The organism is Trichlorobacter lovleyi (assembly GCF_015239775.1).
Lineage (GTDB): Bacteria > Desulfobacterota > Desulfuromonadia > Geobacterales > Pseudopelobacteraceae > Trichlorobacter > Trichlorobacter lovleyi_B.
Window position 1 is genome coordinate 2510989 of record NZ_CP058409.1, and the last position, 24460, is coordinate 2535448.

The 24460-nt window shown below is 56.6% G+C and carries 29 protein-coding genes; 11 read left to right on the forward strand and 18 right to left on the reverse strand.

The window, feature by feature from the left end:
* Positions 1-196: 196 nt before the first annotated feature.
* The 3 genes from FY034_RS11580 (at position 197) to FY034_RS11590 (ending at position 2831) form a co-directional block, all read left to right on the forward strand.
* Positions 197-1492, forward strand: a complete 1296-nt coding sequence (locus FY034_RS11580) for a hypothetical protein (RefSeq protein ID WP_265550690.1) — start codon at positions 197-199, stop codon at positions 1490-1492.
* Between the two features lie 107 nt (positions 1493-1599).
* Complete coding sequence (locus FY034_RS11585; RefSeq protein WP_265550692.1) at positions 1600-2103, forward strand: hypothetical protein; 504 nt, start codon at positions 1600-1602, stop codon at positions 2101-2103.
* Positions 2104-2321: 218 nt separating this feature from the next.
* Positions 2322-2831 carry a hypothetical protein gene (locus FY034_RS11590; protein ID WP_265550694.1) on the forward strand — a complete coding sequence of 170 codons (510 nt, stop codon included), beginning with the start codon at positions 2322-2324 and terminating at the stop codon, positions 2829-2831.
* 199 nt (positions 2832-3030) lie between these two features.
* On the opposite strand, the gene FY034_RS11595 is transcribed toward FY034_RS11590, so the two are convergent.
* From FY034_RS11595 to ispE, 11 genes are all read right to left on the reverse strand, one after another.
* Positions 3031-3276, reverse strand: a complete 246-nt coding sequence (locus FY034_RS11595) for a hypothetical protein (protein ID WP_265550696.1) — start codon at positions 3274-3276, stop codon at positions 3031-3033.
* 280 nt (positions 3277-3556) lie between these two features.
* A complete protein-coding gene (locus tag FY034_RS11600; protein ID WP_265550698.1) occupies positions 3557-4105 on the reverse strand; it encodes a thioredoxin fold domain-containing protein in 549 nt (182 codons plus the stop codon).
* A gap of 222 nt (positions 4106-4327) precedes the next feature.
* Entirely contained in the window at positions 4328-5407 is a 1080-nt protein-coding gene (gene lptG, locus FY034_RS11605; protein WP_265550699.1) for an LPS export ABC transporter permease LptG, read from the reverse strand.
* Positions 5407-6546 carry an LPS export ABC transporter permease LptF gene (gene lptF / locus FY034_RS11610; RefSeq protein ID WP_265550701.1) on the reverse strand — a complete coding sequence of 380 codons (1140 nt, stop codon included), beginning with the start codon at positions 6544-6546 and terminating at the stop codon, positions 5407-5409. Before lptF ends, lptG begins: the two co-directional genes overlap by 1 nt.
* A gap of 51 nt (positions 6547-6597) precedes the next feature.
* On the reverse strand, positions 6598-8703 hold the full coding sequence (locus tag FY034_RS11615) for a cache domain-containing protein (protein WP_265550703.1): 2106 nt from the start codon (positions 8701-8703) through the stop codon (positions 6598-6600).
* A gap of 75 nt (positions 8704-8778) precedes the next feature.
* Positions 8779-9159, reverse strand: a complete 381-nt coding sequence (locus FY034_RS11620) for a desulfoferrodoxin (RefSeq protein WP_265550705.1) — start codon at positions 9157-9159, stop codon at positions 8779-8781.
* A 163-nt stretch (positions 9160-9322) separates the two neighbouring features.
* The gene (ychF, locus tag FY034_RS11625) at positions 9323-10417 is read right to left on the reverse strand and encodes a redox-regulated ATPase YchF (protein ID WP_012470637.1); all 1095 of its coding nucleotides are present in this window, start codon (positions 10415-10417) and stop codon (positions 9323-9325) included.
* A gap of 5 nt (positions 10418-10422) precedes the next feature.
* Positions 10423-11004 carry an aminoacyl-tRNA hydrolase gene (pth, locus tag FY034_RS11630; RefSeq protein ID WP_265550708.1) on the reverse strand — a complete coding sequence of 194 codons (582 nt, stop codon included), beginning with the start codon at positions 11002-11004 and terminating at the stop codon, positions 10423-10425.
* Between the two features lie 63 nt (positions 11005-11067).
* Entirely contained in the window at positions 11068-11652 is a 585-nt protein-coding gene (locus FY034_RS11635; protein WP_265550710.1) for a 50S ribosomal protein L25, read from the reverse strand.
* 63 nt (positions 11653-11715) lie between these two features.
* On the reverse strand, positions 11716-12660 hold the full coding sequence (locus tag FY034_RS11640; RefSeq protein WP_265550712.1) for a ribose-phosphate pyrophosphokinase: 945 nt from the start codon (positions 12658-12660) through the stop codon (positions 11716-11718).
* Positions 12661-12696: 36 nt separating this feature from the next.
* Positions 12697-13542, reverse strand: a complete 846-nt coding sequence (gene ispE, locus FY034_RS11645; protein WP_265550714.1) for a 4-(cytidine 5'-diphospho)-2-C-methyl-D-erythritol kinase — start codon at positions 13540-13542, stop codon at positions 12697-12699.
* A gap of 168 nt (positions 13543-13710) precedes the next feature.
* On the opposite strand from ispE, the gene FY034_RS11650 reads away from it, so the two are divergent.
* From FY034_RS11650 to FY034_RS11660, 3 genes are read left to right on the forward strand one after another with little or no spacing between them, the layout of a single operon-like run.
* Entirely contained in the window at positions 13711-14733 is a 1023-nt protein-coding gene (locus tag FY034_RS11650; protein ID WP_265550716.1) for an agmatine deiminase family protein, read from the forward strand.
* The gene (locus FY034_RS11655; RefSeq protein WP_265550718.1) at positions 14730-15614 is read left to right on the forward strand and encodes a carbon-nitrogen hydrolase; all 885 of its coding nucleotides are present in this window, start codon (positions 14730-14732) and stop codon (positions 15612-15614) included. Before FY034_RS11650 ends, FY034_RS11655 begins: the two co-directional genes overlap by 4 nt.
* 9 nt (positions 15615-15623) lie before the next feature.
* Positions 15624-16013: an Hpt domain-containing protein gene (locus FY034_RS11660; RefSeq protein WP_265550720.1), complete on the forward strand. Its 390-nt coding sequence runs from the start codon at positions 15624-15626 to the stop codon at positions 16011-16013.
* An 82-nt stretch (positions 16014-16095) separates the two neighbouring features.
* Here the strand turns inward: FY034_RS11660 and FY034_RS11665 are convergent, their stop codons facing one another.
* The 7 genes from FY034_RS11665 to FY034_RS11695 all read right to left on the reverse strand — a co-directional run bounded on the left by FY034_RS11665 (position 16096) and on the right by FY034_RS11695 (position 20612).
* A complete protein-coding gene (locus FY034_RS11665; RefSeq protein WP_265550722.1) occupies positions 16096-17289 on the reverse strand; it encodes a pyridoxal phosphate-dependent aminotransferase in 1194 nt (397 codons plus the stop codon).
* Between the two features lie 36 nt (positions 17290-17325).
* Positions 17326-17946, reverse strand: a complete 621-nt coding sequence (locus tag FY034_RS11670; RefSeq protein ID WP_265550724.1) for a hypothetical protein — start codon at positions 17944-17946, stop codon at positions 17326-17328.
* A gap of 82 nt (positions 17947-18028) precedes the next feature.
* Positions 18029-18340: a DUF134 domain-containing protein gene (locus FY034_RS11675; protein WP_265550726.1), complete on the reverse strand. Its 312-nt coding sequence runs from the start codon at positions 18338-18340 to the stop codon at positions 18029-18031.
* A gap of 3 nt (positions 18341-18343) precedes the next feature.
* On the reverse strand, positions 18344-19321 hold the full coding sequence (locus tag FY034_RS11680) for an arsenic resistance protein (RefSeq protein WP_265550728.1): 978 nt from the start codon (positions 19319-19321) through the stop codon (positions 18344-18346).
* A gap of 30 nt (positions 19322-19351) precedes the next feature.
* Positions 19352-19765 (reverse strand): DUF302 domain-containing protein, encoded by a 414-nt coding sequence (locus tag FY034_RS11685; RefSeq protein ID WP_265550730.1) that lies wholly within the window; start codon positions 19763-19765, stop codon positions 19352-19354.
* Positions 19766-19779: 14 nt separating this feature from the next.
* Positions 19780-20226 carry an iron-sulfur cluster assembly scaffold protein gene (locus FY034_RS11690; protein ID WP_265550732.1) on the reverse strand — a complete coding sequence of 149 codons (447 nt, stop codon included), beginning with the start codon at positions 20224-20226 and terminating at the stop codon, positions 19780-19782.
* Positions 20223-20612 (reverse strand): NifB/NifX family molybdenum-iron cluster-binding protein, encoded by a 390-nt coding sequence (locus FY034_RS11695; RefSeq protein ID WP_265550734.1) that lies wholly within the window; start codon positions 20610-20612, stop codon positions 20223-20225. Before FY034_RS11695 ends, FY034_RS11690 begins: the two co-directional genes overlap by 4 nt.
* 216 nt (positions 20613-20828) lie before the next feature.
* Here FY034_RS11695 and rpsF point away from each other — a divergent pair, with 216 nt between their 5' ends.
* From rpsF to FY034_RS11720, 5 genes are all read left to right on the forward strand, one after another.
* Entirely contained in the window at positions 20829-21197 is a 369-nt protein-coding gene (gene rpsF, locus FY034_RS11700) for a 30S ribosomal protein S6 (RefSeq protein WP_265550736.1), read from the forward strand.
* 20 nt (positions 21198-21217) lie between these two features.
* Positions 21218-21550: a 30S ribosomal protein S18 gene (gene rpsR, locus FY034_RS11705; RefSeq protein ID WP_012470653.1), complete on the forward strand. Its 333-nt coding sequence runs from the start codon at positions 21218-21220 to the stop codon at positions 21548-21550.
* Positions 21551-21561: 11 nt separating this feature from the next.
* Positions 21562-22530 (forward strand): YybS family protein, encoded by a 969-nt coding sequence (locus FY034_RS11710; protein ID WP_265550739.1) that lies wholly within the window; start codon positions 21562-21564, stop codon positions 22528-22530.
* Between the two features lie 25 nt (positions 22531-22555).
* On the forward strand, positions 22556-22999 hold the full coding sequence (rplI, locus tag FY034_RS11715) for a 50S ribosomal protein L9 (protein WP_265550740.1): 444 nt from the start codon (positions 22556-22558) through the stop codon (positions 22997-22999).
* A 120-nt stretch (positions 23000-23119) separates the two neighbouring features.
* Entirely contained in the window at positions 23120-24457 is a 1338-nt protein-coding gene (locus FY034_RS11720) for a hemolysin family protein (protein WP_265550742.1), read from the forward strand.
* The last annotated feature ends 3 nt before the right edge of the window (positions 24458-24460 follow it).

Below are 24460 nucleotides of genomic sequence, written 5' to 3' on the forward strand. Positions count from 1 at the left end.
ATCAAAGGGACCACCTTGGAAAAGCATATAGTATTAGATGCGACTGATGAGTAGTTAAAAGCACTAAAGCATCTAATACTATAAACCTGTGTGACATCTAATATTAGATGCTGGCATATACTATTATAAACAAACATCTATTATTAGATGCTACGAGCTGACCGCTCAATAACTAGTTATGCGAGGAAAAGAATTAATGGAAGTATCGATAATAATATTGGTGGTTGTGGCTATTGCTGAGACCGTGTTGAACAGTCGATGGCTACCATTTTATTTTTTGAACGGGATACCACTTTTCAAAAAAACCGTCTCAATTGTTGAAACACCTTGTTTATCTCCCGATGACCTTACAAATCAGTTCAGCCAAGGCATAACTACACCCATAGTATTTGCCCCTATTGGCGAAGATTTAATAGCTTTCAGAGAAAAAATGATCAGTTTCAGATTTTTTCATTACACGCCTGTGATGCATGGTTTGATTCGCGTTGATCGTGATCGACTTGAAATAAGTGTAACTGGTTATGCTAACTGGTTTTCCTTGCTTTTCGCTTTCATTTTCCCTGCTGCATTTATTACCAACTCCCCAGCAAAATCGGAGCTTGGCTTCATTATTCCGTTTTTGCTCGTTCTCTTCGGATCGCTTTACGCCATTCAGTTTTATCGCTTCACAAAAATCTTGGAAGCAATCAAACAGAAGCCTTACATGCCATCGCAACCCTTGATGCAACAGCAGTCAGTGTTGACAAAGAAGATAAACAACAAGGTACTGGCTGTCATTGTTGTTGTACTCGTAGTGGTTTGGGTAATTCCCACATTTATAGCTGCCTTTGATCGAGACTTATTCTTATGGCTTACCATGTCCGGCAAGACAGTTAAACTTGCGCCATCCGGCCAAAACGGGAAATTCGTTTACGACCATAGTGCTAAAATCCGTTTCTCCGCTGAGCCACAATACCCCGTCTACATTTCCATAAGAAAAGTCGTACATGACGGCCCACCTCCTAAACCTGAACACACAATTATCGTTTCAAAAGGCGACCAATACGCAATTCAAGCCAACTTGGCGTCCGGAGATTATGAAATATATTCATCACTCGACCCCAAGGATGATTGTTGCAGTGACACTGGAAAATATTGGGGAGCTTTTGGTGGACAAATTCATATACAGAACGATGGGAAATCGAAAACTGAAGAGCAAGCAATCATCCATTACTTGAAAATGCAGATAATCTCACCTGTCAGCAAGAGCCTTGTGGCAGAGAAACGCCCGACGTTACGCTGGAAATCTGTGCCCGGTGCTGTCCAATACAAGGTTGATTGGCGTAACGATAAGCGGAATTTTGGACACGAAAAAACTGCAAGTCCTGAGTTCACGTTTGGAAAAGACATCGAAGCTGCTACGGTTTATCACTGGGATGTCGAGGCATTCAATAAATCAGGCGAAAAGATTGCTTACTACTCTGAACCGTCTTTCAAGACTCCCAGCCAATAACGCAAAGGACTGTGAAGCAAGCACATAACCACGTCCTTGGACGCCGACCGCCCGAAAAAGCTGGGCGGGCGGGTCAAGGCCGGCCCCGTTATGCGGAAGAGAAGACAATGAAGAAACCCCTGCTAATTTCCTGCCTTGTGGTCGCTATTATTGTGGGGTTCATATCTGCCCGACGGACATCGCCGTTCTTCAACTTCCTGCTCCCACCCTCGGATAAATTTGTGCCCCTGGCCTCGGCGGAGATAGATCTGTCGAAGAAGGGAATGAAAGTGGAGTTTCCGTTTAAACCCAAATATCCAGGGAATCACCAATTGGATCTTGAAGTCGAGAAACTTGACTTGGGAGCAAAGTTCAGGGGCAGGTTCCTTTTAGACATACAGATCAGGAACAAGAAAAATGAGACTGTCATCACAGGAAAAGTAGCAGAACCGAGCTCAGCCTTTTGGGGGAACCACAAAAGAGGATTTACCCTGCAATCGTTTGCAGTACCAGGCCAAATCGGTCTTGGGGAAACTGCTGTAGCGGAAATCACGATTATTACGCCAGATGCTGAATTCGCAAAGATTTATGGCCAGACCAAGCTTGCCGTACGTAAAGGGGCGGATGAATAACGAAGGAGGAAAGGGGACAGGCTGCTTTTTGACCCACAACATTAAAGATCTCCTGCCCTCTTAGTTATGCCCGAACAACTCCCACACCGTTGCCTCCAAAGAGGTTTCATATAAAAAAAGGTGGCTGCTGCTCCTTGTCTAAATTCAACAATCACTCACGCAATGGATTTTATCTGATAATGGGGTATTATTGTAAAAACAGATCACGGAGGCACAACATGAAAAATCGTAGTGGCATCCTGTCAATGTTCCTGTCTATTCTGTTTCTTTTGGTTACCCTTTCGTCTGGTATGGTGGTGGCTGGCCAGGAGCGCCTGAAACGGACTGAAACTCACAAATTCACACTGCTCCCTGCCCCTGGTGGCGAGAACGACCCTTACTCGGTAAGGTTCCCCATCACGCTTGATGAGCCGGGCCTCATCACCGTGGATGTTGAGGTAGGAGGTGGCCGAATCAAGCATGACGGCTCCCCCTTCAAGGTATGGATTGTTGAGACTGCCGGTATTAATGATGAAAAGACCAACAGGATCGAGAAAAGGTATATCAAGAAACTCGCGAAGTTTAAAACAAAGGAAGCCATCTACTATGGGGTTGATGCGGGTGAGCTTGTCAGGACAAAAGGAGAATATACGGTCTATCTCTCTAACCTGAGCACGAAATCTCACGCAGTGGGAACAGTTGTAATCACCTATCCGGCGGAGCCTCAAGCGCGACACAAGAGAGATTAAGCGCAACGGGGTAAAATGGCTTTCAAGGCATCTCGGAAGAGACCACACTCCAAGGAGGAAGGGGGACAGGCTGCTTTTTTTGAGAGCAGGCCTTAAAAAGTAGCCTGTCCCCCATTTTTAAGAGATAGTGTTGCACACTAGGACCCCGCCCCACCAGGCGGGGTCTTTGCTTTCGACCTGGATGGCAGGCAGCTCGAGGCTACTCACCGAGCGCCCTTTTGGTTTTCTGGCCCAATTCCCTTTTTCCGCTCGTGGCAGGATCAGAGGTTTTGTCCATGTGAACGATAAAGTAGCCGGCGACTAGAAGTACTATGATAACCACCAGGTACTTCAAGGTCTGCTTCGGGTTCTGATACAAAAAAATGACCAGAGCTATCAGAGCAATGATACTGATAAACTGGTAGTCATGATAGAAGCTCATGACAACGGCGATGATTTGATCCATGCTGCCCCCTTGCCTGTTCGTGTCAACAACAGAAGTTTGCGAATTTTTCCCTCAACGAGCAAGAATTGTATCACCTTCTGTATCGTGCCAAGCATATTTGCACGTTTGGGAAGTGCCGTCGTAACAATCGTCACCTGGATTGTTCTGATAGGGGGCAGTCAGGATTTTGAATCCGCCAACCACGGTACAGAAAATGTAGCCGGAGAATGCAAAGAGTAATCAGCGCATGCCCAACCACAAGCCTGACACTGAAACACTTTATACCCAGGACTGAGAGGGGTTACTGAGAATACGGTGACTCCCCTTCCACATCGAATGGAATGGTTTCCCCTCCCAGCAGTTGTTCAAGCTCCTTCACCTTGGCACCGTTCACACGTTTTCCAGACAGAAAATATGTCGGTGTGCCGACAACATCCAGTCTGGCTGCTACAGCCTGATGCCGCTTCAGGGCGCCATGGTCATCATAGCGGCGTGCCGCTAGTTTTTCGTCAAAATCAAGGGAGCCGCTAAAGACCTGACGGTAGGCGGCTGCACGGTCCGGCGAGCTGAGGATGTAGTGAGCTTTTTGAGCCGCATCCGGGTGGTTCTTTAAGGCAATCAGGAAGATGTAGCGGGTCACATCCTTCCGCATCGCCCAATAACGGGCCATGCGGCGACTGAAACGGCAGTCTGGGTCGGATATTTCAACCACAATCGTGGCGCCGGTACCGACCCGGATCGCGTCTTGAAGCGGAATTTCCTTGAGCCAGCTGTTGTCCGCAGCTGTCGTCGCTGCAGACGCAGATGAAGCCCAGGCCAGAAAAACCAAGAGGATAACAATGCGCAACATAGGCAACTCCTGAACATGAATCCGTTGATGAAGCAACCGGGCTTTACCGCAGGGCAAGACAGGAATGAGCAGAAACCGGGCCAGACCTTACCGGTCTGCCCGGCAATCCATAGTACACCATGATTTCAGGAATTTTCCAGAGGTTTGGGTGGTATAGCAAGACAACCAGCATCAACAGGCTGCTTTTCCTTGAATAAAACCGGTGATCGGAACCAACAGCCGTTACTGCTGCTTGACGGTCATGGAAAGCCAGATGCCGCTGAGGACAAAGATCAGGTTGGCGCCCCAGGCAGCCACAAAAGGGGGCAGCACCCCGCTGCGGCCGTAGGACTGGACAGCAGCATTGATGATGAAGTAGGCGAACCCGATCGCCACCCCGGCCCCGATCCCCATGGCAACCCCGCTGGTGCGGCCGGTCTTGAGGGCAAAGGGGATCCCCAACACCACCATCACAAAGGCGCCAAACGGCAGGGCCAGCTTGGCATGCATCATGGTACGGTAGCGTCCGGCAGGGTAGCCGCCTTTTTCAAGGCTGACCGCATACTCCCGCAGCTTGCGGAAGCTGAAGTTGTCGGCGTTGTTGTCCAGAATCCGCAGATCATCCACCTTGAGGGTAAGCGGCACGCTCAGCCGTGCCGATGCCACCACCCCGCCCTGCCCGGCAAAGCTGCGGGTACGGACCTGTAGCAGTTCCCAGCCACCGCTGCCATATAGCGCCTGTTCGGCATCCATGCGCCTGACCGGCTGCATGTCGGCCGAGAGTTCCCAGACGGTCACCCCTTTCAGGGTGCGGGTGAGCGGCTCAAATACCTTGGCCTGCAGGATCAGGTTGTTGGAGCGGAACCAGATATTGTTGAGCCGGAAGAAGGTGTTGACGCTCTGCTTCTTGATGACCACTTTTTCAATATGCTCCATCTGCTGGTAGCTTTTGGGCACCACGAATTCAGAGTTGACCAGCAGTACCAGGCTGCAGAGCAGCCCCAGCATCAGGATCGGCAGGACAATGCGGGGGATACTGAGGCCGCAGCTGCGCAGGGCGGTCAGTTCACTGCTGCGGGAAAGCATCCCCAGGGCCAGCAGGGTGGCCATCAGCACGGCAAACGGCATGGTCTGGCCCAGCATCTCGGGGATCTTGAACAGGAAGAACTGCAGGATGGCGCTGAGGGAGGCGCCGGCCTTGCTGAAACGGCCCAGTTTCTCCATGAAGTCCAGGATCAGGTAGACCGCCAGAAAACCGCCCTGACAGAGCAGGAAGAGCCGCAACCAGGTGCCAGCCAGATAGCGTCCGACAATACCAAACATCAGGCAGCCCTCCCGGATCTGAAGAGGCGGCCCAGGGCCGCTTTGAGCGTCATTTCCTGCGAGGCCAGCCACAGCAGCAGCAGTCCGATGGCCAGGAAGAGCAGGTTGGGCAGCCAAACCGCCAGAGCCGGCGGGATGCCCCCCTTTTCGGCCAGGGTACGCAGAAAGGAGAGCAGGACATAGTAGATCAGCAGGATCAGGATGCTGATGGTAAAGCCGGAGCCTTTGCCGGAACGGCGGTTGGAAAGCCCCAGCGGCAGGGCCAGAATCGCAAAGACAAAGGTGGCGCAGGGGAACGCAAAGCGGCTGTGCAGTTCAGTGGCCATCTTGAGCCGGGCCTGGGGCGCCAGCTGCGGTGAGTGGCTCCCGCGCTGCAGCTCACCGATCCCGAGATCCAGTTCCGTCCTGACCGGCGGCGTGCTGCGCCCGGATTCGGCAGTCAGCAGGTATTCGCCAAAGGAGACCAGGCGGTAATCGTTCTTGTGCTGGGTGTGGATGCTGCCGTTTTTGAGCAGGATCCGCAGCACGCCGTTGACCTCATCGGAGGAGACCAGACCGCTCTTGGCAAAGATGGTCAAGGGACGTTCAGGATCGCGGCTGTCCTGGATCATGACCCGCTGCATGGTACGCCGGGCCTCATCGTACTGATCCACGTAGAGTACGATGCCGGGCAGGTCGTCGCGGAAGATCCGCTCACGAATGGCCGAGGCGGCGTATTTGCGGGCCACATCCATGGTCATCTGCTTGAAACCGGTATTGCCCCAGGGTACCGCCACCACGCTGATAAAGAGGGTCAGCAGCGCAGCAGCAGCGGCTGTCAGCAGGACCGGCGGCAGCAGGGCGCCAAGGCTGAGGCCGCAGGCCTTCAGGACTGTAATCTCGTTATCACTGGAGAGCCGGCCAAAGGCCAGCAGGACCGCCAGCAGAAAGGCCATCGGAATGGTCAGGACCAGAAAGGAGGGTAACAGCAGGAGAATCAGGCGCAGGACTTCGGCAAGGGGAACCCCGTTTGCCACCACCATCTCCATCAGCTTGACCATCCGCCCCATCAGCAGCACCAGCGTAAAGATGGTCAGACCAAGTGCGAAGATGCCGACGATTTCGCGCATCAGATAGCGGTTGATAATGCGATGGTTCATGGCCGGCCATACTACATGATGTGGCAAGGGGTGTAAAGCTGCGGAGCGATGTTAGAGCTGAATGCGGAACTCGGCCCCGGCAGCCGTATTGGAGACGGTCAACTGCCCCCCCATGTTCTTTTCGATAATCATCTTTGCCATATACAGGCCCAGCCCGGTCCCCTGGGTCTTGGGCTTGGTGGTAAAATAGGGGTCAAAGATCCGGTCGATGATCTCAGCCGGTATGCCTCCGGCATTATCGCTGATCGTGATCAGCGCATGGCCATCACGGCGCCGGGCATGGATCTCTACGCAGGGGGTTGCCACCTGACGCTGGACACAGGCGTCTTTGGCATTATTCAGGATGTTCAGCACGGCCTGGGCAAACTCCCGCGGGAAACCATCCACGCTGCCGGCAGCTTCGTCCTTGATGATGACCTGGACCCCGCAGCTGTCAAAACTGGCTTTTAAGAGTGAGACGGCACTCTGGACAGCCCCCATGAGGTCGAACGATTGCGGCTCACGCTCAGGCATGAAGAAGTTTCTGAAGTCGTCGATGGTCTTCGACATGTACATGATCATTTCCATGCCGGTGGCAACATGCTGGTCCAGCGCCTCCTGATCCAGCTCCTGCAGGTCATGATCAAAGCGGATGCTTTGCAGTATGATACCGAGGTTGTTCAGCGGCTGGCGCCACTGGTGGGCAATGCTTGAGATCATCTCCCCCATTGCCGCCAGACGTCCCTGGTGGATCATGATCCGGTTTTTTTCGATATTCTCGGCCACTTCAGCCGCGATCCGCTCGTTGAGGGTTGCGTTGATGGCCTCCAGTTCCCGCGTGCTCCCGGCCAGTGATTCCTGGGCCTCCTGCCGCTCGGCAACCTCCTGTTCCAGCAGGACCGCCTGCTGGTGAAGCTCTTCTTCAATCCGCCGGCGTTCCTCCACCATCTGGTTCGCTGAACAGGCGATGCTCTGCAGCTCTTCAAACGGCAGGGATTCAGGGGCCAGGTAGGCGGAACCGGTTGCCGCCTGCTCGAAAAACCGGTGAAAGTGATCAAGGGCCACCTGCGTCCTGGCGGCGGCCCGCTGCGCCACCCGGAAGGCGAAGGCCACAAATATTGCCAGGATCAGCACCAGCAACAGCACGGTCTTGATCATCCGGACGACCATCTCATGGTGGGCCTGGCGTACCGAGCTCTCGATATCCTCAACGTAGATGCCGGCACCGACATACCACTGCCAGTCCTTGACACCACGCACATAGCTCATCTTGGCCCCCTGACGGACCCCGGACAGGTCAGGCATCCGGTAGGTGACGTAGCCCCCGCCGCTTTTAGCCAGCTGAATCAACCTTTCCACCACGGGATTGCCCTCGGCATCGGTGGTCGAGAGCATGTTTTTCCCTTTTGCAGGGCCGGCAATGGCATAGCCGTCCCATTGCCCTGCGAAGATATAGCCATCTTTCCCGAACCTGATATTTTCCAGGTACCCGGCAACGTCTGTCTTGACCTGCTGTTCGACATCATCCAGGTACAGCCCGGTACCGATAAGCCAGTTAAACGGTGCAAACTTTTTCAGGTACGAGATCTTTCTGAAATGGGTGCCCGGCTGATCAGGCTTAGTCCAGGTATAGCGGTAGAAGCCTGCCCCCTTTGTACGGGCAATACGGATCATGTCCTGAATGACATACCGTCCTTCCGTGTCCTGCATGCGGAGCAGATTTTTCCCTTCAAGCGACGGCCGGTCGGCAAACAACTGTTCCGTACCGTCCAGCCCGGTGGCGAAGTAGTACCCTTTGCCAGCGGCATAGCGGATCGGGCGCAGGGCCTCCCGCACCATCTCCTGCAGTTCCTCCGGACTCTTTTCTGCCCGGTACCTGGCAACGATATGGGTCGCAACGGCATGGGCCTCCTCCACCCGCTGCCGGATATCATCCTGGGCCTGCCCTTCCAGCCTGGAACGGCGGTACTCAAGGTACTCAATGGCACTGTCGACCTGGCGCTTCAACTCCTGCTGGCGCGGTTCCAGCATGTTGCGGTCCAGCTCATGACGTTCCTGTTCGAAGCGGCTCCCCTCGAAATAAAGGGAAAGCAGCACAAACAGCCCGACTGCCACAGTCACAATCGTGACCATGTTGACCAGCAATGTTCGGGGCAGTGTCGTAACCTTGCGTTCCATAAAAACCTTACAAAAACACCTGCCGTTCCAGGGGAGCGGCAGGTGTTTGTAGCAGACTGGTCATCAGTGTATTTGTTATGCTTCTGCTTTCCACTGACCGTGCAGATTGCAGTATTCGCGGGCGGTCACAGTGGTGGCGGTAACGCAGAAGGTGGCCTCGGGGGCCTGACCCGGCTCAAGGAACTGGGTGTAGACCTTGCCGTCGGCAATCAGTTCAATCCATTGAATGTAGTGCTTCTCTTCCATCGGGTGGGAAACCTCACCGACCTTGACGGTGATGGTGCCGTCGCCCTTGACGATGACCGGTACATGCTTTTCCTTGGCAGCATCAACGGTATTTTCGGACTGCAGCTGCATATTTTCGCCGCAGCAGACGATGTTGGCGCCGCCACCGATCAGTACTTCGATGATGTTACCGCAATGTTGACACTTGTAAACTTCAAGACGCTTAGGCATTGGAATCTCCTCCTCATGGGTAGTCAGGCGGTTGCCCGTGTTGGTTGTATGGAGAGATACTAGCGCATTTTTTTCTGATTGCAAGCATAAAAGACAAATCTAGTCTTCTATGCCGGCAAAAAAAAACGGGGGCCGATCAGCCCCCGTCTCCTGGTCATTATGGCTAGACGTTAAAACGGAAGTGCATCACATCACCGTCTTTCACGACATACTCTTTGCCTTCCAGCCGCATCAGCCCTTTTTCCTTGGCGCCTGATTCACCGTTGCAGGCGATGTAATCCTCAAAGCCGATCACCTCGGCCCGGATAAAGCCCTTTTCAAAATCGGAGTGGATCACTCCAGCGGCCTGGGGGGCCTTGGTGCCTCTGGTGATGGTCCAGGCCCGGACCTCTTTGACCCCGGCGGTGAAGTAGGTGATCAGGCCCAACAGGTCGTACCCGGCCCGGATCAGACGATCCAGACCTGACTCCTGCAGCCCCATCTCCTGCAGAAAGGCAAGCTTCTCATCACCATCCAGCTCGGCGATCTCTGCCTCGATCTTGCCGCAGATCACCACCACACCGGCACCTTCGGCGGCAGCGATCTCACGCACCTGCGCCACAAAGGGATGCTTCCCCTCCAGATCGTCCTCTGCCACGTTGGCCACATACAGGACCGGTTTGGCAGTCAGCAGGTGCAGATCCCGCAGCCAGATCCGCTCATCCTCGTTTTCTGCACAGTCACGGACCTTTTTACCCTGTTCCAGCAGCCCCTTGATCCGCTCATACAGGGCCACCTCTTCCTTGGCCTTCTTATCGCCGCTGCGGGCCAGCTTCTCTGCACGCAGGACCTTTTTTTCAAGGGTATCCAGGTCCGACAGGGCCAGCTCGGTGTTAATGATCTCAATATCATCGGCAGGGGAGACCTTGCCGGCCACATGCACGACATTGTCATCATCAAAGCAGCGCACCACATGGACAACCGCGTCCACGGAGCGGATATGACCCAGAAACTGGTTACCCAGCCCTTCACCGGCGCTTGCCCCTTTGACCAGTCCGGCAATATCAACGAATTCGATGGTGGTAAACTGGCACTTCTGGGGTTTGACAATCGCGGAAAGCTGATCGATCCGGGGGTCCGGCACCTGCACGATACCGACATTGGGATCAATGGTGCAGAACGGATAGTTAGCCGATTCAGCACCTGCCGAAGTGATGGCGTTGAAGATAGTGGACTTGCCCACGTTTGGCAGGCCGACGATGCCGCAATTGAAACCCATAACCGTTATCCTTCCAGGTAAGACTTGTTGTTAAAAAGGCTCATCGCCTTGGGAACCCCTTCATCAAGGGCGGTTTCCAGCATATCCAGGGCGCCGTCCAGCACCCTGGCAAAGATCTCCATCTCCGGAGGCGTGAAGACGCCCAGCACATGGTTGGTCACGTCACCATGCAGCGGCCGCCCGATGCCGAGACGCAGACGCACAAAATCACCTTTGCCCAGCAGCTCCATGATGGAGCGCAGACCGTTCTGGCCGCCATGCCCTCCCCCCTGCTTCAGGCGGGCAGCCCCCAGCGGCAGGTCAATCTCATCATGCACCACAATCAACTGATCAGGTTTGAGCTTGTAGAACTGCAGCGCAGGCATGACCGAACGGCCGGAGAGGTTCATAAAGGTCTGCGGCTTGAGCAGCACCAGCCGCTTCCCCTTACGTTCCCACTCGGCAGTCAGGCCACCAAACTGTTTCCGGACAATCGACAACCCTTCCAGCTGGGCGATCCTGTCCAGAAACAGAAAACCCGCGTTGTGGCGGGTCCATTGATACTTTGAGCCGGGGTTACCCAGCCCTGCAATTACGATCGTATCCATAGTGTCAGACAAAAACAGGCCGTGGAGCCCATAAGGACCGCCACGGCCTGCTCATGCAGTGAATCAGGCCTCTGCTGCAGCCTCGTCCTTGGCCTTGCCAAGCACACCGACAACCGGGGTCTTGGGGTTGTCGACACACTTCACACCGGCCGGGAAGCTGATTTCAGAAACGTGGATGGCGTGACCGATCTTGAGGTCGGCGATATCGATCTCGATATGCTCAGGGATCTGGCCCGGCAGACATTCAATATGCAGGCTGTGGTGGGCAAAATCCAGCAGGCCGCCTTCCTTGACACCGGCAGCAGTGCCGACCAGGCTGACCGGAACGTTCACCCGTACCTTCTCGCTCATGTTAACCCGGTGCAGGTCGACATGCTCAGGGGTACGCTTGATGGCATCACGCTGAATCTCAGCCACAATCACAACCACCTTGTCCAGGTCGCCGCCACCCTCAAGGGTGATCAGGTTGTTCAGGCCGCCTTCACCGGCAATGGCAGCACTCAGGGCCTTGGGCTCCAGGCTGATTGCCACCGGCTCCATACCGCGTCCATAGACAATACCGGGAATGCGTCCGGCAGCACGCAGTTTGCGGCTGATGCCTTTGCCAGTGCTGCTACGGGTTTCAATCTTCATTTGGGTCTGTTGCATGGTCTTCCTCCCAACCTAAAAGCGGCCTGTCTGACCGCAAAATTTTTTCCTGCTAGTTAGATTTTATACAAAAAGCGAGCTTACGGATTCGTCTTCGTGGATGCGGCGGATCGCCTCACCCAGCAGTGGCGCAACCGACAGCACCTTGATCTTGGAGGTACGCTCGGCATGGGCTCCCAGAGGGATGGTATCGGTCAGCAGCACCTCTTCGATCACGGAGCCGTTGATGCGGTCAATGGCCGGACCGGACAGGACGCCGTGCGTGGCAGCCGCATAGATAGCGGCAGCACCGTTCTGTTTCAAGGCACCGGCAGCCTGGGTCAGGGTACCGGCCGTATCAATCATATCATCCAGGATGATGGCGATCTTGCCCTTGACATCGCCGATCAGATGCATCACCTCAGCCACGTTGGGACCGGTACGACGCTTGTCAATCAGTGCCATCGGGCACTCAAGACGCTTGGCAAACCCGCGGGCACGCTCGGTACCACCGGCGTCGGGAGTGACCATGACGATATCCTGGCCGGAAAAACGCTCCTTCAGGTGATTCAGGATAACCGGCGCGGCATACAGGTTGTCCACCGGGATATTGAAGAAGCCCTGAATCTGGGCGGCATGCAGGTCAATGGTCACCACGCGGTCAGCCCCTGCCGTGGTGACCAGATCAGCCACCAGTTTGGCGGAGATCGGGGTACGGGGAGCAGCCTTGCGATCCTGACGGGCATAGCCGTAATACGGAATCACCGCCGTAATGGTGGCAGCCGAGGCCCGCTTCAGGGCGTCGGTCATCACCAGCAGCTCCATCAGGTTGTTATTGGTGGGAGCACAGGTCGACTGTACCACATAGACGTCACGACCACGGACGTTCTCACAGATTTCAACCATCACCTCGCCATCAGAAAAGGTCTTGACCCTGGCATTTCCCAACGGGACGCCAAGCACATCACAAATCTTCTGAGCCAGATTGGGGTTGGAATTTCCAGAAAACACTCTGATCTTGTCGTACATGGAACGTACTCTACCTTTCAGACAGAAAAATACCGTCTAGACCGTCTCAACCACCGCTACAAACCAGTCGTTATTGCCACGCAGCGCTTCGCCGGCCGCGCGGGCAGTTGCTTCATTATCAAACAGACCGAACACGGTCGGGCCGCTGCCGGACATCAACGAGCAACATGCCCCCAGGGCAATCAGCTCATCCTTTATCTCGGAAATAACCGGAAATGCTGGGATAGTTACACTTTCAAGATCATTCGACAGCACACGACAGATTGATGCAACGTCCTCAAACGAGTCGGGAATTGTAGCCAGACGCTCCCGTTGTGTCAACTGCAAATTTTTATAGACCCAGGCGGTGGAGACCGGCAGGTTGGGGTTGACCAGCACCACCCAGGCCGGAGGCAGACCGGTCAGCGGGGTTAACTTCTCACCGATCCCCTCTGCCAGCGCGGTCTGCTGAAAGACAAAAAACGGTACATCAGCACCCAGTTTCACCCCGATCTCCATCAGCTGTTCACAGGAAAGTCCCAGCCCCAGCAGTTCATTCAGCCCCAGTAGCACGGCGGCACAATCACTGCTGCCCCCGCCCAGGCCGGCCGCCACCGGTATATTCTTCTGAATGGCGATCTCAACGCCGGAGGGCTGTCCTGCCAGATCCAGCAGGGCCCGGGCAGCCTTCCAGGCAATATTCCCTTCGCCGTCCGGCACCCCCTCCCGTCCGCAGCTGACCTTGATTTCATTGCCATCAACCAGCTTTAAGGAGACCTGATCGCACAGATTGACCCGCTGCATGATCATACGCAGCTCGTGGTAGCCGTCCGGACGCCGCGCAATCACATCCAGACGATAGTTAACCTTGGCCGGGGCCTGCAGGATAATACTTTGAAGCATGGAAAGACTCCGTTAAAAAATGTGTACAAGCTCAGATTTCTTAAACCAAACCGGACTGCAAGGCAAGGGTAAAGAAACTTGCAGCTCACGCGGTTCACCGCTATACTTCGTTAGTTCAATCCGCCAAAAACCGTATCATCAGTTACCGAGAAAGGAAGATGCCGCTTCATGAAGATTCGACTGCCGGCTGAATGGGAACCACAGGACGGCGTCCTGCTGGCATGGCCCCACCCCGACACTGATTGGTCAGACCAGCTACCCGAGGTCTGCACTACCTATACCGAGCTGATCCGCCAGATCGTCCGCTTTGAAAAAGTGCTGCTGGTTGCACCTGACCCTGATGCGGCACGAAACCATCTTTCCGCTGCCGGGGTGGATCTGGCCCGCGTTGCGATCTGTCCGGTTGCCACCAACGACACCTGGACCAGGGACTTCGGCCCGATTACGGTGGAGGTGAATGACCAGCCGGTGCTGCTCGACTTCGGCTTTAACGGCTGGGGCCTGAAATTTGCCGCCAATCTGGACAACCAGGTCACCCGGCAACTGAAACAGCAGGGCGCCCTGCTGCCCCGCATCAACAGCATCGGCCTGGTGTTTGAAGGCGGCAGCATCGAGAGCAACGGCTGCGGTACCGTCATGACCACCGCTCAGTGCCTGCTCTCCCCCAACCGCAACCCGCAACTGACCCGCCAGGAGCTGGAAGGGGCGATGCAGTCCCTGTTCGGTGCGCAGCAGGTACTCTGGCTTGAGCACGGCCACCTGGAGGGGGATGACACCGACGCCCATATTGACACCCTGGCCCGGCTCTGCCCCAATGACACCATCGTTTATGTGGCCTGCGACAATCCGGCTGACAGCCATTACGAGGCGCTGCAGAAGATGGAGCAGGAACTGAAGCAGCTGACTACGGCGGGAGGCAGCCCCTACCGGCTGCTGGCCCTGCCCTGGCCCGAAGCCAAATACGATGCCGCAGGCAACCGCCTGCCGGCCAGCTACGCCAACTATCTGGTGATCAACGATGCCGTGCTGGTTCCCACCTACCGCGATCCGGTGGATAACGGCGCCCTGGCCATGATCGCCCTGGCCTTCCCCGGCAGGGAAATCATCGGCATTGACTGCCTGCCGCTGCTTGAACAGCACGGTTCCCTGCACTGCATCACCATGCAGTTGCCGGCCGGGGTGCTGCCATGAAACGTCTCAAGGCCGCCCTGATCCAGCAAAGCTGCAGCGACAACCAGCCCGAGACCTTTGCCAAGACCGGCCGGATGGTCCGTCAGGCTGCTGCAGACGGCGCAAAACTGGTGGTGCTGCAGGAGCTTCACAACGGCACCTACTTCTGTCAGACCGAGGCCACCGAACAGTTTGACCGGGCTGAACCGATCCCCGGCCCGGCCACGGAACGGCTCGGCGCACTGGCCAGGGAGCTCGGGATCGTACTGGTCACCTCGCTGTTCGAGCGCCGCGCCCCCGGGCTGTATCACAATACCGCCGTGGTGTTTGAGCAGGATGGCTCGATTGCCGGCATCTACCGCAAGATGCATATCCCGGATGATCCCGGCTTCTATGAAAAATTCTACTTTACCCCGGGCGACCTGGGTTTTACCCCGATCCGCACCTCGGTCGGCACCCTGGGGGTACTGGTCTGCTGGGACCAATGGTATCCGGAGGCAGCCCGTCTGATGTCCCTGGCCGGTGCCGACCTGCTGATCTACCCCACTGCCATTGGCTGGGACCCGGCTGACACGGCTGAAGAGCAGGAGCGGCAGCGGGAGGCCTGGGTAACGGTCCAGCGCGGCCACGCCGTTGCCAACGGCCTGCCGGTGCTCTCGGTCAACCGGGTCGGCTTTGAAAAATCCCCCGACCCCCATGCCAGCGGGATCAGGTTCTGGGGAACCAGCTTCATCGCCGGACCGCAGGGTGAGTTCCTGTGCAAAGGCAGTACGGAACAGGAAGAGATACTTGCCGTAGAACTCGATCTGGAACGCAGCGAAGCGGTACGCCGCATCTGGCCGTTCCTGCGGGACCGCCGCATTGAGGCGTATGGTGACCTGACCCGGCGCTTCCGGGACTAGGAGCAGCGCATGACACAGGCAGCAGTGCTTGATCAGGACTACCTGATGGCAAATTACCATCAGCCCGGCTTCAGCTATCTGCTGCCTGAAATCCTCACCCTGTTCCGCAGGCAGGCCGCCATCTACCTGCAGTCAATTGAGCAGTACCTTGAAAAAGGGGATATGCAGGTCCTGGCAATGGAGGCCCACACCCTGAAAGGGGCGGCCGGCTCAGTCGGTGCCGCGGCCCTGGCAGAGATCGCCGAGTACCTGGAGGAGACGGCTCCTGCCAGTGACATCGCCGAGGTCAGGCTGCAGGTAGGTTTGCTGCGCGAGGTAACAGGCCGGACCGACGCTGCAATTGCTGTGGAGCTGGCACGTCTGGCCGCTGAAGCGGATGACGAGCTGGGTCTCCCCTGAGACCGTCCTGCCGCAGACATGACAAGGGCCACCCGCTACGCCGGGTGGCCCTTGTTTTTTTACGGTTGGAAATCTGCTGGCGTTACGGCTTCAGCCCGGCCTCGACAGCAAGCTGTCCCCAGGCCGGCAGGCTACGTTCAATCATCCCCTTGTCCACGCAGTAGGCGATCCTGAAGTAGCCCGGCGCGCCAAAACCTGATCCGGGCACCAGCAGGATATGATGCTTCTGGGCCAGCTTGACGAACTCCACATCATCGGCGAACGGGGATTTCGGGAACAGGTAAAAGGCGCCATCGGGCTTGACCATGCTGAAGCCCAGCCCGGTCAGGCTGGTATAGAACAGGTCGCGCTTATCCCGGTAGGCCGCGCTATCCACTGAAACATCCTGCAGATCCGTCACCAGGCGCTGCATCAGGGCCGGGGCATTCACAAACCCCAACGTGCGGTTGCAAAAGACCGCCCCTTCCATGAACTGCATGGCCGTTGCCATGCGTGGATTGGCAGCCAGGTAGCCGATCCGCTCACCGGGCAGTGCCAGATCCTTGCTATGCGACGTTACCACGATGCTGGATTCGATCAGCGGGAAGATATTGGGAACCTGTGCCCCGTCATAGGAAAGCCGTGCATACGGTTCATCCGATATCACATAGACCTGGTGGCCGGTACGGGCCTGGGCCCGTTTCACCAGCTCGCCCAGAGCTGCAAGCTCCTCGGCCGTATAGATTACCCCGGTGGGATTATTGGGCGAGTTGACAATGATGGCACGGGTCTTGGTGGTGATGGCAGCCTCAATGGCAGCCAGATCAAGGCGGAAGGTCTCCCGGTTGGTCCAGACCTCCACCGGAACGCCGCCATGGTTGTCGATGTAAAATTTGTACTCGACGAAATAGGGGGTCAGGATGATGACCTCTTCGCCAGGATTCAGGATGGTCTTCAGCACCACGTTCAGGGCGCCACCGGCACCACAGGTCATGATGACATGGGCAGCCGTCACCTCCAGACCTGAATCGGCAGCAAGCTTGCGGGCAACCGCCGCCCGGGTCTCCGGATAGCCGGCATTGTTCATGTAGCGATGCATGCCGGGCAGCGGCTCATTTGCTAGCCGCCGCAGGGCGGCATGGAACGCCTCAGGCGGTTCAACCTCGGGATTGCCCAGGGTAAAGTCATAGACGTTCTCAGCACCGAATTCCTGGCGCAGACGCTCCCCTTCTTCAAACATCTTGCGGATCCAGGACGAACGGGAAATGTATCCGGCAATCTTGTTTGCTATGGCCATAGTGCTCATCTCTCCCCTACAATAAATATAAAATGGTTACTTCTTCAGCTGTTCAACAAGTGCCGGCAGGGCCCGTTTGAAGGCAGAGGCAAAGGCCTTCTGCAGGACCTCCTGGTGCAGCTTTTCACGATCCCTGACCGCAAAATCGGAGAAGCGGGACTCAAAGCTCAGGGTATTGGTTTTGACACCTTTCAGCCAGACCTCAACCGAAAAGCTGACCCGACAGTCAGCCTCCACCTTGATCAGTGAGCGGGTCTCATCAAGATGCAGCGAGCTGGCAGCCAAGACCAGCCCATAGCCGGCATCCTTCGGCACGGACCCGGCAACCTGCACCGCATAACCGGCCCGCAACAGCTCCTGCTGCAGTGCATTGCGAACCAATGCGCTAGGGGCGGTCGGACTGGTGACGTTCCCCCGCACCGTGCCGTCGGTCTCCTTGACCTCTCCCAGAATCCACTGAATCCGCTCGCCCACGCCGGGCACGGTTCCTTCCAGTGACGAGGCCAGCACCAGTGTCCCGCCAGGACCTCTGACATCACCAACCGGCTGGTAGCCGGGTTTCAGCTGGAGATCAGCAGTGGCACAACCGCCGAGCAGCAAGGCGGCAGCCAGTGGAATGAGCAGGGTAAGCCGGTACCATACAGGGAAAGGGGACATGACAGATCCTCCATCAATGCAGCGTTACGATCAGGTGGACACTATACCGGGAATGGCGCCAAACGCAAGGGGCAGCTACGGGCTAATCACTTTCCGCAACAGCGTTGTCACGGCCGGAGATCGCCAGTGCGGCCTGTTTTACCAGTGCCTCAGCCACTTTACGGCGGGCCTCGGAAAGCAGGCGTTGTACGGTGCCGCGGGAGACCCCCATGCAGTCTCCGGCCTCGGCCTGGGTCATGCCCTGGCCGTCACACAGGTGGAGGGTCTCCAGTTCGTCGCGGAAGAGTGTAATGCATTCAAGCTGGCCCAGCGGGGTACCGGCCGGCTTGTAGACCGCCTCAAAATTGGCGCGGTGCGGACAGCTGCATTGTCTCGGTTTACGGGGACGGGCCATCGGTTACACTCCTGCCGGTTTGCCAAAAATTCGATCAGTCAGTTTGACATACCAGGCTGCCGACTGCACCTGAATAATGTAGGCAAGGGCAATCACCAGGGCCGCATCGGAGCAGGTCTTGCCGAAGACGTTGATTGCCAGGGCAAGGGCGATTGAAAGGTTGCGCATGACCGTGCCGTAGACCAGCGCAATGGCATCGCCCCGCGGCAAAAACAGTTTTCCAACCAGGGTGCTGAGCAGATAATTGATGCCGTAGAGCACCAGCAGCGGCACCAGGATACTTACCAGCATATCGGGCCGGCAGGCGATATCCTGAGACTTCAGGGCGATCGCAATAAAGACGATTCCCAGCACCCCCAGGGTGGAAAGCGCGGGAAAGCGCGGAGCCCATTGTTCCTGAAACCCCTTGGGACCATATTTTTTAATCAGAAAGGTCTGGGTCAGATATCCGGCCAGCATCGGCAGAAAGACAATCACCACAATCTGCCGGAATGTCGCGCCGACATTGACCGGGACATGCGCCCCCATCAGCCACTGCACGTAGAAAGGCGTTGCCAGCGAGCCGAGTATCAGACCTACCACCGTCATCTTGACCGCAGCCTCAAGATTGCCCTTGGCAAAACCGGTCCAGGAGATGGTCATGCCGCTGGTGGGCAACAGTGCCGCCAGCAACAGCCCCAGGGCGGCAAACGGCTGCCCCGGAAAGAACAGCCGTCCCAGAGCATAGGCGATGAACGGCACAATGCCGAAGTTGATCAGCTGCGTCAGCAGCTGGGCCTTGCCGTCGCCCCCCTCGATCACCTTCTTGAGTTTGAGGGTCACCATCATCGGGTAGACCATCAGGAAGGTGAACGGTATGATCAGCACCTTCAGCCAGGCAGCCCCGGCCGGATGAACGTAGCCGTACAGGAATCCGGCGATCATCATGACCGGAATGGCAGTAATCAGGTTTTTCGAGATTGTTGCTAACAACTTCCACATAAATTTAACCGTCCTCAGCGCAATTGATTGTTACAGCGACAGCCTGATTATCTGCTCGATCTCATCATAGCTGCTGCCGACCGACACGGCAAACTCGGCATCCTGCACCAGCTCTTCGATCATCTGCCTGTTAAAACGCAGAAAACGCACCTGAGTACGCCCCTCTGCACTGAACACGGTCACAAACTTGGGCATCAGGGCTGCCCGTTCCGGATTTTTCTGCAGACTGACGGCAGCCTTTTCCGGCTTGCAGACCTGGATCATGTGCAGGTCAAAGCCTTCAGCAACCTGCATCCCGTGTGCCCCAAAGGTATGGACCATCTCCATCTTGTCTTCGTTGTGGATCAGAAAGCCGGACCGCAATCCGGCCTCTTTCAGATCAGCCACAAACTGCCAGACCGGCTTGGCTGTCTCAGCGCGATACAACTGGGCCCAATTGTTCATATCGTCGTTCTCCTTCAGCAGGATTGCGGGGCTCTGCCCGTCATGTCAACTTCAAAATCAATCGGCGCCGCCTCACCGGTGATCGTGCTGGTGTACTGGGCAATGGCCGCATGCACTGCCGAGGCGATCAGGTTGGAGCAATGCTCCTTCTCCTCGGGCAGCCCCCCCAGGGCGGCGGTCACGGTGGCATCCGTGACCAGCAGCGCCTCGTTCAGACTCTTGCCCCTGACCAGCTCAGTTCCCATGGAGGCGGTGGCTATGGCAGCGCCACACCCCTTGATCAGAAAACTGACCTTGGCCACACAGCCGTCATCTATCCGCATGAACAGCAACAGGGTATCTCCGCACTCCGGGTCACCCACCTGCACCACGACGTTGGCGTCATCCATCCCCCCAACATTCCGGGGATTCCGGGCATGGTCCAGAACCGCCCCGGTATATTGGTTATAGCCGTCGCTCAATGGCAGCACCCTCCACCATCCGTAGCATGGTTATGACCACCGCAGACACTGCCCGGCTCAAACTCCTGCAGACCGTCTCCGCTGAGGGCAGCCAGGGTATCCCGCACTGAAGCCCCCTGAGCCTGAAAGACCCTGAAACCGGCACGATTAAGCGAGATCAGCGCCCCGCGGCCGATGCCGCCGACCACAATACCGTCAACCTCCAGACCAGCTACCGCTTGGGCAGGGTTACAGGCACCATGCGCATGCACCTTGTCACTGTTATCCACCAGACTGGTCTGGCCGGTTGCCGCATCAACAATCAGAAAACGGGGCGCAGAGCCGAAATGGCCATATACTTCACTATCCAGCCCCTGGTCCAAAACAACGGGGAAACAAAGTTTCATAGATCATACTCCTCCAATCAGTTATTTGCATATGCACACATTAAAGACCGCCAATCCCCCCCTTGTCAAGCTTTTGTTCATATACACAAAATATATTTCTGCTTGCCTTTAAACGCCATCTATAGTAAAGCCTTATTCCTTTCAGGCGGACAGACCGTCCGCTACTCCTTGCTCCGGTCAGAACCGGGGCTACCTAATCCATAAGGAGGATTACACATGAGGAAGTACGAAACCATCTTCATCCTCCAGCCGGACCTTGCAGAGGACGACATCAAGTCGGTCACCGACAAGGTTCAGGACGTGGTTGCATCCCTGAAGGGTGACTTCCACCGGCTGGACGACTGGGGAACACGCAAACTGGCCTATGCAATCCGGAAGTTCCCCCGCGGGCGCTACTACTACCTGCGTTTTGACGGTGGAGCACAACTGGTGGCTGAACTGGAGCGTCGTCTCCGGCTTGACGAAAAAGTGTTGCGTTTCTTAAGCGTCAACATCACCGACGAGCCCGAGAAAAAGGTAGCTGAGCGCAAGCCGGTTATCGAAGCTGCTGAAGCCCCTGAAGCTGCTGAAGCTGCGGCTGAATAACGTTCCGGAGGATCACGCCAATGAGCGAAGCAACAACGACGACAACAACCACTTCCGCCCCCCGTCCCGGCGGTCGCCCCAGCGGCCCCCGCCCTGATCGCGGCCCCGGCGGCCCCCGTAAGAAGCGTCCTTTTCAGCGCCGCAAGGTCTGCCGTTTCTGCGCAGAAAAAGACACAACCATTGATTACAAAGATCCACGCACCCTGCGCTACTTCATTACCGAGCGCGGCAAGATCGTGCCCCGCCGTATCTCCGGCAACTGCTCCAAGCACCAGCGCGAGATTACCGAAGCGATCAAGCGGGCCCGTAACCTGGCCCTGCTGCCGCTTGCAGCCGGCCACGCACTTCCGTAGTCCGGAATTTTGTGGAGAAGATTGAATCGCAATCAAACGGCGGCCAGAAGCTGGCCGCCGTCTTGATCGGCACCCTGGGCTCAGGCCTGCTGTTCAGTGCCAGCCTTGCGGTACCGCTGATAGGTTTTGTCTCGGCTTTTCTGGCCCCGGTTCCGCTGGGGCTTGCCCGTATCAAGGGTGGCAGTGCGGTTGCCGGTTTCAGCGCAGTACTGGCCACCCTGCTGCTGGCAGTACTGTTCTCCCCGCCGGTCGGGGCATGGTACGCAGTCCAGTGCGGCCTGATCGGACTGATGATTCCGGAGCTGGCACTGAAGGGTTTCAGGCCGTCCCGGACCATACTCTGGACAACAGCTACCTGCGTCACCCTGACAGCGGTACTGGTGGCGGTGTTTTCCCTCACCAGCGGTATCAATCCGCAGCTCTTTGCACAAAAGGAAATTACAGACGGCATCAGCCAGGCGATCAAGCTATACGAGCAGCAAGCAGGACTGTCTGCCCAGGATCTGGAAATGTTCAAGCAGGGGATGCAGACCGTCGGGCAGATTATGGCCCGTATCTACCCCGCCCTGGCCACCATCAATCTGGGGCTGATCAGCGCGGTCACGTTACTCCTGTTCATGCGTACGGCGGCCAAGTGCGCCCTGGCAATCAACCTGGCCCCCTTCAGGGAGTTCAGGACACCTGAGCTGCAGATCTGGCTCCTGATTGCTGCCGGGTTTGCCATGCTGGCACCTGTTGCACTGATCAACACGCCGGCACTCAACATCCTGACGGTGCTGGCAGTACTGTATTTCATGCAGGGTCTTGCTGTCCTGCTCACGATCTGTGAGCGTTCCAGCTTTGCCGGCACTCTTAAAATACTACTGGGTGTGCTGTTGCTGACACAGCCCTATCTGGCGGTCATCGTAACCGTACTCGGTATTTTTGACTACTGGGGCGACTTCCGCACCCCACGCATCACGCAGGACGAAAACCTGTAAAACAGGCTCGAAAGGAGAAGGAATCATGAAGCTCATTCTGAAAGAGAACATTGAACATCTGGGACAGATCGGCGATATCGTCAAGGTCGCTCCAGGCTACGCCCGCAACTATCTGCTGCCCAAAGGTCTTGCCATTGAGGCCACCGAGAAGAACGCCAAGGCACTTGAGCACGCCAAGCGTCAGCTGGCCTATAAGAAGAACAAGTCCCTTGAAGCTGCCAAGAATCTGGTGGCCAAGCTTGAGGCCCTCTCCATTGTATTGACGCACCAGGCCGGCGAAGAAGGCAAGCTGTTCGGTTCGGTCACCAACATGGAGATCGCCGCCTTCCTGAAGGACAACGGCCTTGAGATCGACCGCAAGAAGATCGTGCTGGCTGAGCCGATCAAGCAACTGGGCGAGTACACCGTACCGGTCAAGGTTCACCCTGAAGTCGCTGCAACGCTGAAGGTCACTGTTTCAGCAGCATAACGCTGCCCTGCAAAGCAGCCTTGAAGGCCCGCCTCACCGGCGGGCCTTTTTTATTTAGCCGGCCAATATGGCGCTCTCCCGATTGACAATCAGAACATTCCAGTGGAGAATAGTCCTGCTATGGACACCGTGACTCTAGAACTGATTGTGATTATCCTGTTGATAGGCCTGAACGGTTTTTTCTCCATGGCGGAGTTTGCCATCATCTCAATCCGCAAGGGCAGAATTGCCCAGCTGGTTGCCGACGGGGATGAGCGGGCAGAGATTATCGAACAGTTCCAGAAAGACCCGCATCCCCTGCTGGCCGTCATCCAGATCGGCGTTACGGTTGCCGGTTCTGCCGCTTCAACCGTCGGCGGTATCATTGCGATTGAACATCTGCGCCCCACCCTGCTGAGCCTGCCCTGGCCGATCCTGCAGAAAACCGCAGAACCCCTGGCTGCACTGACGGTTGTCATCATCGTTTCGTATGTCTCCCTGATCATCGGTGAGCTTGTTCCCAAGGCGATCGGCCTGCAGTACGCCGACAAGGTGGCCCTGAGCCTGGCGCGTCCGATGCAAATCATAGCCAGAATCACCGCTCCGGCGGTGCTGCTGCTGACCTCCTCCAGCAGGGCCGTGCAGCACCTGATCGGGTTGCGGGGGGAACAGGATGCCTTTATCACCCGCGAAGAGGTCCAGCACATGGTTCTGGAAGGCCACGAGACCGGGGTCTTCAGCGAATCGGAAAACGAGTACATCCGCAACGTCTTTGAGTTCACCCATACCTATGTTCGTGAAGTGATGGTGCCCCGCACCAGGATGGTTGCCCTTGAACTGCAGATGAGCAGGGATGAGCTGGTCAGGATCATCCTGGAGGCGCAATACTCCCGCTACCCTGTCTACCATACCGACATCGAGGAGATTGTCGGGGTGCTGCATGACAAGGATATCATGGCTGCCCTGGTGAAGGGGGAGGAGCTGAACCTGGAGCAGATCATCAGGCCACCGGTCTTTGTACCTGAAGGAAAGAAGGTGAATGAGCTGCTGAAAGAGATGCAGCGTACCCGTAACCATATGGCCCTGGTGGTTGATGAGTACGGCGGCATCTCCGGTCTGGTCACCACCGAGGATCTGCTGGAAGAGCTGGTGGGGGAGATTGAAGACGAACACGATGCCGGAGAGCCGGTCAAGCTGGTGCAGCAGCCTGACGGCAGCTGGCTGGTTGATGGACTGACCTCGATCTTTGACCTGCAGGAACCTTTGGGGATCAAGCTGGAAGAGGCACCACTCTATGAAACCGTGGCCGGACTGGTCTTAAACGAGCTGGGGCACCTGCCGCTGCAGGGTGAGACCGTTGACTGGAACGGTTTCAGGCTGGTCTGTGAGCAGGTTACCCGGACCGCTATCCTGCAGGTACGGATCAGTGTCCTTCAGCCGGACATCTCTCTCCCGCAACCCGGAACAGACGGACCCTGAACG

Coding starts and splice junctions, on each gene's coding strand:
- FY034_RS11580 (WP_265550690.1), top strand. CDS start 197: ATGGAAGTATCGATAATAATATTGGTGGTTGTGGCTATTGCTGAGACC.
- FY034_RS11600 (WP_265550698.1), bottom strand. CDS start 4,105: ATGTTGCGCATTGTTATCCTCTTGGTTTTTCTGGCCTGGGCTTCATCT.
- FY034_RS11695 (WP_265550734.1), bottom strand. CDS start 20,612: ATGAAACTTTGTTTCCCCGTTGTTTTGGACCAGGGGCTGGATAGTGAA.
- FY034_RS11590 (WP_265550694.1), top strand. CDS start 2,322: ATGAAAAATCGTAGTGGCATCCTGTCAATGTTCCTGTCTATTCTGTTT.
- rplI (WP_265550740.1), top strand. CDS start 22,556: ATGAAGCTCATTCTGAAAGAGAACATTGAACATCTGGGACAGATCGGC.
- ychF (WP_012470637.1), bottom strand. CDS start 10,417: ATGGGTTTCAATTGCGGCATCGTCGGCCTGCCAAACGTGGGCAAGTCC.
- FY034_RS11675 (WP_265550726.1), bottom strand. CDS start 18,340: ATGGCCCGTCCCCGTAAACCGAGACAATGCAGCTGTCCGCACCGCGCC.
- FY034_RS11660 (WP_265550720.1), top strand. CDS start 15,624: ATGACACAGGCAGCAGTGCTTGATCAGGACTACCTGATGGCAAATTAC.
- ispE (WP_265550714.1), bottom strand. CDS start 13,542: ATGCTTCAAAGTATTATCCTGCAGGCCCCGGCCAAGGTTAACTATCGT.
- FY034_RS11670 (WP_265550724.1), bottom strand. CDS start 17,946: ATGTCCCCTTTCCCTGTATGGTACCGGCTTACCCTGCTCATTCCACTG.
- lptG (WP_265550699.1), bottom strand. CDS start 5,407: ATGTTTGGTATTGTCGGACGCTATCTGGCTGGCACCTGGTTGCGGCTC.
- FY034_RS11665 (WP_265550722.1), bottom strand. CDS start 17,289: ATGGCCATAGCAAACAAGATTGCCGGATACATTTCCCGTTCGTCCTGG.
- FY034_RS11640 (WP_265550712.1), bottom strand. CDS start 12,660: ATGTACGACAAGATCAGAGTGTTTTCTGGAAATTCCAACCCCAATCTG.
- rpsF (WP_265550736.1), top strand. CDS start 20,829: ATGAGGAAGTACGAAACCATCTTCATCCTCCAGCCGGACCTTGCAGAG.
- FY034_RS11635 (WP_265550710.1), bottom strand. CDS start 11,652: ATGCAACAGACCCAAATGAAGATTGAAACCCGTAGCAGCACTGGCAAA.
- FY034_RS11620 (WP_265550705.1), bottom strand. CDS start 9,159: ATGCCTAAGCGTCTTGAAGTTTACAAGTGTCAACATTGCGGTAACATC.
- pth (WP_265550708.1), bottom strand. CDS start 11,004: ATGGATACGATCGTAATTGCAGGGCTGGGTAACCCCGGCTCAAAGTAT.
- FY034_RS11585 (WP_265550692.1), top strand. CDS start 1,600: ATGAAGAAACCCCTGCTAATTTCCTGCCTTGTGGTCGCTATTATTGTG.
- FY034_RS11680 (WP_265550728.1), bottom strand. CDS start 19,321: ATGTGGAAGTTGTTAGCAACAATCTCGAAAAACCTGATTACTGCCATT.
- FY034_RS11595 (WP_265550696.1), bottom strand. CDS start 3,276: ATGGATCAAATCATCGCCGTTGTCATGAGCTTCTATCATGACTACCAG.
- FY034_RS11615 (WP_265550703.1), bottom strand. CDS start 8,703: ATGGAACGCAAGGTTACGACACTGCCCCGAACATTGCTGGTCAACATG.
- FY034_RS11720 (WP_265550742.1), top strand. CDS start 23,120: ATGGACACCGTGACTCTAGAACTGATTGTGATTATCCTGTTGATAGGC.
- FY034_RS11685 (WP_265550730.1), bottom strand. CDS start 19,765: ATGAACAATTGGGCCCAGTTGTATCGCGCTGAGACAGCCAAGCCGGTC.
- rpsR (WP_012470653.1), top strand. CDS start 21,218: ATGAGCGAAGCAACAACGACGACAACAACCACTTCCGCCCCCCGTCCC.
- lptF (WP_265550701.1), bottom strand. CDS start 6,546: ATGAACCATCGCATTATCAACCGCTATCTGATGCGCGAAATCGTCGGC.
- FY034_RS11655 (WP_265550718.1), top strand. CDS start 14,730: ATGAAACGTCTCAAGGCCGCCCTGATCCAGCAAAGCTGCAGCGACAAC.
- FY034_RS11650 (WP_265550716.1), top strand. CDS start 13,711: ATGAAGATTCGACTGCCGGCTGAATGGGAACCACAGGACGGCGTCCTG.